Annotated in this window: 7 protein-coding genes; 4 read left to right on the top strand and 3 right to left on the bottom strand. The window is 44.1% G+C overall.

Annotation, left to right across the window (positions count from 1 at the left end):
- Window positions 1-82 precede the first annotated feature (82 nt).
- Entirely contained in the window at window positions 83-1,168 is a 1,086-nt protein-coding gene (locus MKY95_RS32785) for a 5-methyltetrahydropteroyltriglutamate--homocysteine S-methyltransferase (protein ID WP_036611873.1), read from the top strand.
- A 28-nt stretch (window positions 1,169-1,196) separates the two neighbouring features.
- On the top strand, window positions 1,197-2,687 hold the full coding sequence (locus MKY95_RS32780) for an aldehyde dehydrogenase family protein (protein ID WP_036611870.1): 1,491 nt from the start codon (window positions 1,197-1,199) through the stop codon (window positions 2,685-2,687).
- Between the two features lie 220 nt (window positions 2,688-2,907).
- On the opposite strand, the gene MKY95_RS32775 is transcribed toward MKY95_RS32780, so the two are convergent.
- Window positions 2,908-3,360, bottom strand: a complete 453-nt coding sequence (locus MKY95_RS32775) for a HEAT repeat domain-containing protein (RefSeq protein WP_036611867.1) — start codon at window positions 3,358-3,360, stop codon at window positions 2,908-2,910.
- A gap of 91 nt (window positions 3,361-3,451) precedes the next feature.
- Window positions 3,452-4,426 carry a YndJ family transporter gene (locus MKY95_RS32770; protein WP_036611864.1) on the bottom strand — a complete coding sequence of 325 codons (975 nt, stop codon included), beginning with the start codon at window positions 4,424-4,426 and terminating at the stop codon, window positions 3,452-3,454.
- Between the two features lie 213 nt (window positions 4,427-4,639).
- Here MKY95_RS32770 and MKY95_RS32765 point away from each other — a divergent pair, with 213 nt between their 5' ends.
- A complete protein-coding gene (locus MKY95_RS32765; RefSeq protein WP_036611861.1) occupies window positions 4,640-5,317 on the top strand; it encodes a DNA alkylation repair protein in 678 nt (225 codons plus the stop codon).
- Between the two features lie 73 nt (window positions 5,318-5,390).
- Here the strand turns inward: MKY95_RS32765 and MKY95_RS32760 are convergent, their stop codons facing one another.
- Entirely contained in the window at window positions 5,391-5,660 is a 270-nt protein-coding gene (locus MKY95_RS32760; RefSeq protein ID WP_036611859.1) for a hypothetical protein, read from the bottom strand.
- A 326-nt stretch (window positions 5,661-5,986) separates the two neighbouring features.
- Here MKY95_RS32760 and MKY95_RS32755 point away from each other — a divergent pair, with 326 nt between their 5' ends.
- Window positions 5,987-12,277, top strand: coding sequence for an Ig-like domain-containing protein (locus MKY95_RS32755; RefSeq protein WP_036611856.1), 6,291 nt, complete (start codon window positions 5,987-5,989; stop codon window positions 12,275-12,277).
- The last annotated feature ends 91 nt before the right edge of the window (window positions 12,278-12,368 follow it).

Here is a 12,368-nt window from a genome sequence, read left to right as displayed (position 1 = left end):
AGCCATGCTTTTTTCATATAACAAGCATTCCTTTTCATCATGCTATACTCATTAGACTAAAAAGTTAGAAGGAGACATAGTTATGATACCATTTCGTAATGATCATGTAGGTAGCTTTCTACGTCCTGCAGATTTAAGTCAGGCACGTGAACAATATAAATCAGGCAACATCACATATGAGGAATTAAGAGCTGTGGAAGATAAAGAGATTATTCGAATTATTGATAAGCAAAAAGAAAATGGCGTATTGGCAGTTACGGATGGTGAATTCCGCAGAAGCTGGTGGCATTTTGATTTTCTGGGTGGCTTGGATGGCGTAGAGTTGTATGAGCAAATAGACGGACCGAAATTCCATAATATGCAAACGCGCAAGGGTGGGATTCGTGTTGTTGGTAAAGTTGATTTTTCGAGTCATCCCTTTGTTCAGGATTTTGAGTTTTTGAAAAAACATGCAGGTGACGCAGTAGCGAAACAGACGATTCCAAGTCCCAACATGCTTCTATATCGATTGGAGAATGACGCTAATATCTATACAGACCGAGAGCAATTCCTCCAGGATACGATTGCGGCGTATCAAAAAGCAATTCAAGCCTTCTATGATGCAGGATGTCGATACCTGCAATTAGATGATACAGCTTGGGCAGACCTATTCTCAGACGCTGGTCACGATAAGTTACGTGCTAAAGGTCTGGAACCGGCGGAAGAGTTGAAAACGATGCAACGTATGATTAACGAAACATTGTCTCATAAACCAGCAGATTTAGTGGTGACGATGCATATTTGTCGTGGTAACTATAAATCGAATTATTTCTCAACGGGTGGTTATGATTACGCTTCTGAAGTTATCTTTGGAGGCTTAAACGTAGATGGATTATTTTTAGAATTTGATGATGAGCGCTCAGGTGGTTTTGAGCCATTACAATATGTGAATCGAAAAGATCTGAAAATCGTGCTTGGTTTACTCACATCGAAAACAGGCGAGTTAGAGGATAAAGAACACATTAAAGCTCGGATTGCAGAGGCGGCAACCTATGTACCACTTGAGCAACTATGTTTGAGTCCACAATGTGGCTTTTCGTCTACAGAAGAAGGCAATATTTTAACGGAAGAACAACAATGGCGTAAACTTCGTTATGTGAAGGAAATTGCAGAAGAAGTTTGGAATTAATCCATCTAAATAACGGAGGGGATTCAAAATGACGATCCAAGCAGACCAAGAGACAATTATAGTTGAAGCGTTCATAAATGGTCAGAATGTAAAATCCCTTTCGCAGGTAGCAAAAGAGAATCCGACAAACCCAACTGAGATGGTAGGTTATTTCCCTGTCACTACGAAAGAACAAGCGGTTGAAGCGATTGAAGCGGCGGCAGGGGCTTTTAAAACATGGAAGCAGACCCCCATTGATGAACGCATTACGATGATGCGCAAGGCGATCGAGAAGATTAGAGCAGCTGAGAATGAAATTGTACATTTGCTGTCTAGAGAGCATGGCAAGCCCCTGTATGATGCACACGGTGAAATTTATGTTTCGTTAATGTGGATGGAGTTTGCTTGTAATGAAGCTAAATCGGCTCTACAGGAAGAGATCAAAGAGCATGAGAATGGTAAAACGATTCTTTCCTATGATCCAATTGGTGTGGTGGCTGCGATTAGTCCATGGAACTATCCCATTGCGTTATCTACGATTAAGATCGCTCCTGCCTTACTTGCGGGTAACACCATTGTGCTTAAACCAAGTCCATATGCGCCACTGGCGGCAGCGAAAGTGGCAGAGATTATTGCGAGTGAGTTCCCGGCTGGGGTAATCAATGTCGTTCATGGTGATGCGGATGTGGGCGTTGAACTGACCAGTAACCCTCTCGTTACTAAAATCGCCTTTACAGGTGGAACCGCAACAGCTAAGCATATTATTAAAGCGGCTTCGGAAACGATTAAGGATATGACGCTTGAGCTTGGTGGTAATGATGCGGCTATCTTCTTGGAAAGTTTTGATGTTCATGATGAGCGAGCAATGCGCCGGATTGTCATTTCTAATTTCTTGACAGCAGGCCAGATCTGTATGATCGCCAAACGTGTGTATGTGCACCGTTCTATATATGATGAGTTTGTGGAAAAATATATAGAGGCGGCTAATCGCTGGATTCGAATTGGTGACCCATTTGATTCAAATACGACAGTAGGTCCGGTTAATAACCTGAAGCAGAAAAATTATGTGCTTGGTTTGGTTGAAGATGCGCAAAAGCGTGGGGCTAAGGTCATCCCTCTCGGTCAAATTCTTGATCAGAAGCTGTTTGAACAAGGTTACTACCTACAACCTACGCTTGTCTTGGGTTGCGATGTTCATGATCCGATTGTAGTGGAGGAACAGTTTGGTCCTACGGTTCCGATTCTTCCATTTGACGATGAAGAGCAGGTTATTCATCTACACAATGAAAGTGTATATGGATTGACGAGTTCTGTGTGGGGGAAAGAAGAGGATGCCATCTCCGTTGCACGTCAACTCGAAGCTGGAACGACTATGATCAATACAGCTGCTGTGCAGGGGCTCGATGTTCGGTTCCCTTTCGGTGGGGTTAAGCAATCTGGTATTGGCCGTGAATACGGCGCCGAAGGCATCCGCACGTATACAGAAAAACATGTCATCAACGTTCCGAAGACACTGGATCTTCCTTATATACCAGAGTAAATGGTATAGAGGTTGTTCAAAAAGGCTCTAACTTTGCGCTTTGTTTACTGATTTTTAAGAATCAGTAGACAGGGCGTTTTTTTGTCAGATCAGTTTGACAGTGGTGACTTTTTTAGAGAGAAAATACCCCCACATCTGATGGAGGTGACGCTGAAGAAATAAAGAAGCCACTCCATTGATGGAGTGGCTTGATACTCAGCTATTATACGGTGAACGGCGGTTATCTTCTACCTAGTGTCTCCCAAATTCCATGGAGCCAGGAATCGAAATCAGCATCTTTGTCGCCCTCGTAAGTATCATAAATATCCAGACGTGTCTTTTGCAGTTTTTCCTTGAATTGCTCGAATGTGTGACCTTCAGGAAGGCTTTTTTTAATCCGCAGCAAAATTTTGTTAGTACCTTTAAACAGCTCACCTTTGTTTTTGGCAGGCATTTGTACATCTTCATCCAACTGCTTGAGCTTTTGATATGCGGCTTCGCGCACTTGAAACACTTGATCATTTTTCAAAACATGCTGAAGCAACTTAATGGTAGGGGCTGTATTCCAGTTCCCCAATTCGTTCACCGCATTCAGTCTTTCTCTCCAGCTCGACGTCCGGTTAGCCGCTCGTTTGAGCTCTTCAAAGTTCTCCGGTAGTTCGTTAACTGCTCCAATATCATGGTTGTTCGTCAAAATTCAATCTCCTTAATCATCGCCATCTCGGCAGAATGATGAATGTTATTTATGTGATCACTATTATAGCACGAACCTGACTAAACTACTCCTATGAAGCCGATTGGTTAGCCTTTTCCTTAATGAAGTCCACCATATACACCCAACCAATTAGTCCACATAAGACAAAACCAAACGCATGTAGAGATCCATAAATGGGAATAAAATCGAGTATGGTTAAGGAGTACATATTTTTCAGTAACGGATAGAAAATAGAAAGGACAACAACCGCGTAAAAGGCTAGACAAGATAGGCCTAAAAAGATGGTTGCCTTATTATCCAAAGAGTTCTTCCTCAAGTAAGAAAGGAGATAAGCGGTGTAAACCACAATATTACAGGCGAACAAAGTGACACCGACGTATTCAATTGGCTTGGAGAAAATCATACCAATAGCAATCAAGATTGGTCCGATGATATCGATGGCAACGATCCAAGGATACCAGCTTTTCTTCGTCATGATGCGTCCCAGTGCACCAATAAAAATCGGAACGATCGCAGATGAGAAATGGAAGTGGAGCGAGCTTAACGCGTGCGTTGAAGGATTAGCTTGGAACAGGTTCAATTGATATTGATATAAGGTAAACCAAATGCCCCCGATAAAAAAATAAACGAGCCCCGCACCAATCGCTATTTCAGCTGCTTTTCCTTTAGAGATTACAATAGTGGTTAAGCCATAGATGCCAAGCAGCAGTGTGAACAGTAGCCATCCAAGAGACAGAATCCCTGGGATTTCCGTACTTTCTAACCCCCACATCTTACTACTCATTACCGAGGCCAGGGTAAGAAGCGCAGCGGGAAATTGAAGCCATTTCATAGCGGCATAAATCATTCGTTGATGTTTATTCTTTTCGTCATGGTTCAAAAGTAAAATCACAAGAGGTACAATGACAAAAGCCGCAAAAAGCAGAAATTTTTCAACAAGTTCGATTTGGAAGTAATCAAGGGAAAATATCAGAATGGTTATGATTCCACCGGGAAACACGGGTGCTAATAATGATTTCATTCGTTGCTTCAAGGAACTATTCATGGGGTTTCCTTTCTAACACGTTTATCGTAAGAACTGCCTGTATCCAGTTGTGTAGCATTCTTTAGTATAGATTGGCAATTCTTCTTTTAGTAGTCTAACACATTTATTTGTCAATATATGAAAATAAGCGTATCTTACTGCGGTTGATGGAGTCATGGGAAATAGCCCTTTCGCTCTTCAAAGACTTTCGCCATAAAGGAGCTGTGGTATCAAATGAATAAGGATAAAAGTATAGAAATGAAATACTCTTCAAAAGCAGGGGACATTCTACAGCAGATCAATAGTAAAACTAAGCTAGGCGAATTACGAAAAATCGCAAAGGATATTAAAAAAGATCACGAACTAGCTATGGAACTTTGGTCGACCGAAGCGTTTTTGCCCAGACTATTAGCTATTTTAATTATGGATAAAAAACTTCTCTCACAAGAAGTGCTTAATAAGTTTGATAAGGATATGCAGACTCACACTTTTGATGAGCGAAATAACTTAATGGATTGGTTAATGGCTAATCAGCTTACCAAAGACAAGAAGACCATTGCATTGATGGAGTCATGGGAAAAAAGCCCTTCTGCTCTTCAAAGGCGAGCTTTTTGGTATTATCAAGCGCGATTGAGATGGACCGGACAAACGCCTCCTGATAACACCGAGGACTTACTATCTGCAATTGAAGCTAATATTACGCAGGAAGAGCCGACAGTCCAGTGGGCTATGAATTTCATTGCAGGTTGGATAGGCATTTATGATCAAAAGTACCGTGCACGTTGTATTAAACTTGGTGAGAATACAGGTCTTTATAAAGATGAAATGGTATCAAAGGGTTGTACTCCTAATTATTTGCCAGAGTTCATTGCAATTGAAGTTAACAAACGAAATAAGAACTGGAAGCCTTAATATGGAAAAAGGGTCTGGAAGTAAGCTTCCAGACCCTTTTTGCTTGGAGGGCAATTGCAAAATTTTTCTTACACTACTGATCACTATAATTGGTGTGAAACCAATTTTTTAACTCTTCACTCATGATCTCATACTCCTTGTCGGTAGCCTTCGGATCCAATTCGATTCCTCCAGAAGGTCCGAAAATAACGATGTCTAGGCTCGTTTCGTCTGTAAATGTAATTTTTCCAGCATTGTTCGATCCAACAACATCACCTGCATCAAAAGGTCTAAGTTCTGCATCTTGTATCATTTGGATAACCGTATTTTTTTCTTCCTCGCTTAATATGGTGGGATTAATCATGCCGATACTGATTTCTTTTACTTGCCCTGCATCAAGTTTCTCTTTAAATTGTTCTGCCCAATTTTATCTAGGAACTATACATAATGCGATTAATTTAATGTATCGAATTCACTGTGATCGAACTGAGTATCAGTCTATTACGTTCTTGTTCAGTTTTTGTTTAGAGTTAATGATTATACTAAAATTCGCAACAAATCTGGAGACGGGAAGAAGGTAATAAATGTTGCTATAGTTCTTTTTGAACAGGTTAGGTTATAGACGAATAAACACAAGAAGTTTGCTGTATTAGGGATATTTACATTTCAATTTTGTACGGAGGACTAGATATGAACAACAATGGCTTTAGAAAATTTATTTCAATTGCGCTTACGGTCTGTCTAATATTTGGGCTTAGTGGTCTTACTCCTTTAGACGGCTCAGTGGCCAATGCGGCAATCGCTCCGACTATGGCGGAGACGAACTACGACCAGTACCAAGTCAAGTTAACTGCCGACCCGGTGACGGATGCGCCACCTAGCGGCTTTGGTACAGCGGCATCAGACGGACGTATTTGGACTGACAAGAGCGTTACGGCAGAGGGTGATGGCAGTTTTAATGTCAAATTGTCAGCGTTAGCACAAGAATATATGACTGCAAATTTGACCAACCCAGGTGTCGGAGGGAGCGGCAATGCCGACGGTCCTGCGGCGGACGTAACCTTTATTTTGGACATGAGTTCGTCTATGGGAAATCTAAATGGGAGAGAAATAGCAGAAACAGCAGGTGGACCTGGTGTGTACTATCGTGTCGAAGCGATGGCCAAGGCAGCCAATGATGCAATCCGCACAGTCATGAATGCGAATCCCAATAACCGAGTTGCGGTTTATTGGTTTGGAGGATCGGCTAGCTCCAACCACCTTGGCACTTTTATGGAACTAGGACACTACGTATTTAGTTCAGGACATGGAACGGAAGATTATTTGAAATATGCAACATCGAACCAAAACATCACATTGAACAGCAATCTAGTCAAGGATGGTACGGCCGTTGGAACGAAGTCGGCAGTCTCGCTAGGGGCAGGTACGCCAACGCAGGACGGTATCATGTATGGTGTCTCCAAGACGATGAGCAGTGTGGGAACTAAGGGCACGGGACCTAAGCGCCAGCCTTACTTGTTCCTTCTATCAGATGGGGCGGCAATTCATGCCAAGAAGGCATGGTATACTTCGCCCAAAGGCAAATCGTTTGAAACTGATTTTCAGAATGCGGTAACCGAAGCTACAACGATTGCAAACTACAATCAGAGTGGCACTGATGGTACCAAATACGTACCAGCTACTGCCGGTACCAGTCTGGCCAATACAGGTGATCCGGAAATTGCTGCGCTGACTATACTCACGGGCGCATATATGAAGGGTCTTTTAGATAATCAGTACACTGCATACAATGGAGGAGAATCCACTAAAGCCAAAGTGTATACAGTGGGACTGGGTTCCACAACGGCAATTAACGGACCGTATAATGGTAACCAGCCAGTCTACGCATGGGCAGGTCTTGACCCGAAAAGAGTCAACGATCATAAGGAAGACAGTAGTTATAACTATGGTACGGCAAAGAATACCTATGACAAGTTGAAAACGTATGCTGCTCAGGGGCCAAATGGTTTTAACTACGCAGACTCTTTTGTGTACAGTAATTATTACACATTCGCTCCAACCTATGACATTGTGAGTTCAGCTTTTGCTGGGTTGGCCAACGATGTAGAAGCTACTACGACCATACTTCCGCTTCTCAATATACCGGAGACTACCGATCTTGGCTCAGAGACAGCCGATATAGCAAGTGCAATTGTTGTTGCAGACGAAATCAGCGAGGACTTTAATGTTGATCTGTCCACGTTGAAAATCGTTGACGCTGTCGCAACGGTGGATGCAACTACAACGATAAATGGCGGTACAGCGTATCAATTCGCTGGATACGGAAGTAAAGCCGTCATTAAGACAGTCGCAGGTGTTACCAGTCTCACTTGGTATATCGACGCAGAAGATATGCAACGGCATATTTATCGCTTCAAGAACCGGACAAGCCCAAAGTCGGGAGAATATAGTGCACCAACAGACGGTTCATTTGCACTCAACTATAAAGTAAAACCTACTTTTCGGGTATCTCCCAATAATGTAGGAAACATATCTCGCTACCTGAATTCAGGTAATGCCATGGATGGGGCCAAAACAGCGGCTTATTTCTTCCCGCCTACGGACAGCCCTTACTATCTTGCTTTAACGAGTAAGCAGACGATCTCCAAATCAGATGGAATTGGTGCAACCTATGTAACCGAGGAGTCACTGAATAATGGAAGAGCGACGATGAAACTTGGAAACAACGGTAAGCTTGATCTGAAGATGGGGATTGACAAGACAGGTCCTGCAACGATTCAGACCAACGGATCTATAAACTACACAGTTACAATTTATAACTATACGAATACAACAAAAACAGGTCTTAGTGTCACCAGTGAGGGCCAAACACAAACGGGAATTGATGTACCCGCGAATAGCAGTAAGGTGCTGAGCTTCACGAAAACGGCACCAGGTACACCGCAAACTGTGATCAGCGACAATGCTGTAATTTCGGGTATTAATCTTGGCTCTAATACAGTAACTACCAATGTAACGGATGTGACAACAGCTGTAGTCACCACGCATGTCATCGAAGCCATTGGAGGCACGACTGAAGGGGATAACACCTACAGTATTGGTGACTCAGCAACAATTAAGGCAAGCGCAGATCAAGGATATGCATTCGTGGGATGGTACGACAACCAAGCAGGCACTGGTACTCCAGTAAGTACAAGTGCAGCATATACGTTTACCGTTCAGACGGATGTAGGCTATTATGCTAAATATGTTATGCTGCCAGTCGCGGAGAATGACACGTATAGTGTCTTAAGAGGAGATACGCTCACCGTTTCGGCACTAGAGGGCATCTTGATGAACGATACGGATGCGGAGGGACGTCCACTTACGGCGGGGGCTATCAGCTCTGTCAGTGACCCGAGCAAGGGCACTCTGAATGTAAGTCCTGACGGATCATTCACATTCGTGGCAGATGAGGAAGCATCCGGTGACGTGACGTTTACCTACCAAGCAGACAATGGCATCGCCCAGTCAAACGTAGCTACGGTGACGATTGCGATTACTCTACCAGTTTCTACGCATGAGCCTATTGCGGAGAATGACACCTATCGCATTAAGAGTGGAGATACACTCACTGTTCCAGTTGAGGCAGGTATACTCACGAACGATACCGATGATGAGAATCATCCGCTTACGGCGATGAATGTCAGCTCAATCAGTGATCCAAGCATGGGCACGCTGAATGTGAGCCCTGACGGATCGTTCACGTTCATTGCGGAGGAGAATGCTTCCGGTAATGTTACGTTTACCTATCAAGCCTTTGACGGAACCGTTTATTCGAGTGTAGCTACGGTGACGATCACAATTACGTTGCCAATCAATACACATGTCATTGGAAATGTCGGGGGCACGACTAATGGTGACGATGCTTATGGGCTTGGCGAATCGGCAACAATTGCGTCTAACCCAAGTCTGGGCTATTCATTCGTGGGATGGTATGAGAACGAAGAAGGCACAGGTATTCCAGTAAGCACGGATGCGTCATACACCTTTACTGTTCAGACAGCCGGAGACTATTATGCAAAATTCAGAGCGGTGCCAGTTGCCGAGAATGACAGCTATCAGGTTGCAAGAGGGGGTAAACTTACCGTCCCGGCAGAAAAAGGAATTTTACTCAACGACACTAGCGTAGGGAATGATACGCTCACAGCAGTGAATATTAGTTCAGTTAGCGAAGCAAGCAAGGGTACGCTGACGGCCAGCTCGGATGGCTCATTCACGTTTGAGGCAAAAGAGGAAGCATCAGGAAGTGTGACGTTCACATATCAAGCTTCTGACGGAACAGGTCAGTCCAACATTGCTACGGTGACGATCACAATTACCAACCCGAGCATTGTTGGAACGGTGACGGATAAGAAAACCGGAGATCCGGTATCCGGGGCGACAGTCATTTTACGTGACCTTGCAGGTAAAGAGAAGGAGCGGTTCACGACAGGTTCAAATGGTAAATACAATTTTGAGAATGTCGTGATCAATAAATATATTCTAGAAGTGGTTAGCGATGAGTACAGCTTTGCTCATCGAGAAATCTCAGTATCCACGATCAACGTTAATACGAATGGAGTTGTCATCCAAGACTTTGAGCTTGTCGAGTTTGAAATGACATTGACGGCCAACCCATCGTCCATACTTGGTAACGGCGCGTCAACATCCGTCTTTAAGGCGGTGGTGACTGATAAAGAGGGTCATCCTCAGGCAGGGGTTCAAGTCGTATTTAAAGTGCCGGATACAACATACGGCCATTTTGCTGGGAACTTGAATATGATAAGCGTCTTGACGGACGCACACGGAATCGCAACTACAACCTTCACGGCGGCTATACTTGGCGGTACGGAATCTACATCTATTCCATTAACGGCAACGGTTGCTGATAGCCCAAGAGATCTCTACGTGAGTGATACGATTCATATTACGATCACCCCTGGTGTTATTACGGGTATCGTCACAGACCAAGCGGGTCACCCCGTAGCAGGCGCTTTGATTAAAGTGAGCAAAGATTTTGATGGTGATGGTATTACTGATTTTCATGCTGTTGCAGTTACAGCGGGCGATGGAGCATACACCCTAGCTATACCGCAGGGTAATGTGACATACGATGTATCCATTACAAAGCAAGTAGAGATTGGTGGACAGAAAAAACCCGTCACGTTTAATCAGAGTGTTCCAGTAAATGCTAGTGTGGATGGTCGATCCTTTGAGGGAAATAAAACAGTCTCTGGTGTTGTCTTGGTAGAAACATCGCAGGGTGGCTCCCTGGCACTCAACGGAACTGTGGGCGGCGGTTACACGGTGTTGATCAATGACGGCAATGGGACTCATACAGGCCAAATTGATTCTAATGGAATATTTAATATCGACAGTGTACTTAAGGGCATCTACACTGCCGATGTCATCTATAACATTCCGCTCCCGGGCGGTGGAACACAACCTGTTGTTGTTGGTCATGCTGATATTGAGATTAGTTCAGAAGGACAAATCAGCATTAGTGAGGTGCTCATTGACCCCTACGGTACAATTACCGATTCCGTGACGGGTCATCCAATATCCGGTGCAATCGTTACGCTTCATTACAGCAACGGAACGGTGGTCAACTTGCCACCGGTGGGCAACTTCCCGCCAGCGGATAACGCGAACCCGCAGACGAGTGATGCGACTGGGCAGTATGCGTTCATGGTATTTCCTCATACGGACTACTACTTAACCGCGACCAAGGCAGGATATAAGGATTTCGACAGCAGAGTTGTCGATACGAAGCAGCCACTAATTCATGTAGGTACGGAGATCGTACTGTATGACTTTAGCATGACGCCACTGCCGTCATCCAACGGAGGGGGATCTCCAGTTGTAACGACTGATCCTGTAGCGCCACCAGTCACAACGACTGAGCCTGCACCACCGAAGACCATAACGACCAAGCCCATTGACTTTGCCACAGCTATCCTTGTGGACAAAATGAAGGGCAGAGAAGATGATATTCTAACCTTCACGGTGATTTACGCCAATAAAACGTTGACTGAGGCTGATGGCTTGTATGTTAAAGCTACGATCCCGGCCGGAATGAGTTTAGTTGATGCTAACGGCGGCGTCGTTACCGGCCAAGAAATAAAATGGAATGTTGGGAAGCTGGCAGGAGACACACGAGGCCAACTGACGTTTAAACTAAAGGTTAACGAAATGACCGAGGGCGAGAACTATGCTTCTGTTACGGCTGTGATCGGCTCAGATCATAAGCTTACGCTTGTGAATACGCAGGACGATACGTCCTTGATTAAAGTGATGTTGTACTCTAACCGTTATGAGCACAAACATGATCGATATATTATGGGGTACCCAGACGGTAATGTGAAACCTGAAAAGCTCATCACTCGTGCAGAGATTGCAGCTATTTTTGCCCGTACACTTCATTTGCAAGATGAGGTTCGACAAATCAAGCTGTACAGCGATGTCGCTACGGATTACTGGGGTGCCAATTATATCGAAGCTGTTGCAAATAAAGGGATATTCAAAGGCTATGCGGATCATACATTCAGACCGGATCAGCCCATTACAAGAGCAGAGCTGGCGACAGCCATTGCGCGTTATCTCGGCGTTGCCAAAGAGCTGAAGATGGACCCTATCTTGAGAATTAGCTCGTTTACAGATATTGAGGGGAACTGGGCAGAGCAGTCTATCGATGAAGTTTTCCGTTTTGGTATCGTATCAGGGTATAAGGATGCTTCTTTCCAACCTGGAAGTCAGATTACCCGAGAGGAAGCCGTTAAGATGATTAATGGGATGCTGTATAGAGGTCCTCTGACTGGAGCAGAACCTTCATATCCGGACAACCGTTTGGACAAATGGTCATATGGACATGTCGAGGAAGCCACAAGAACCCATACGTATAAGATCAATGAAGATGGCTCCGAAACGATGATCAAGTACATCCCGGAAGATCTGTGGTAATCTCGCTCTATCAATACACTCAAGCTTAAAAGTATAAGCAATTTATCTCAAACTAACCTGAGGGACCTAACTAGGTCCCTCAGGTTTTTTT

The sequence above is a fragment of the Paenibacillus sp. FSL P4-0176 genome (genome assembly GCF_037975265.1).
Lineage (GTDB): Bacteria > Bacillota > Bacilli > Paenibacillales > Paenibacillaceae > Paenibacillus > Paenibacillus amylolyticus.
This window is presented reverse-complemented; position numbering and strand designations above follow the sequence as displayed.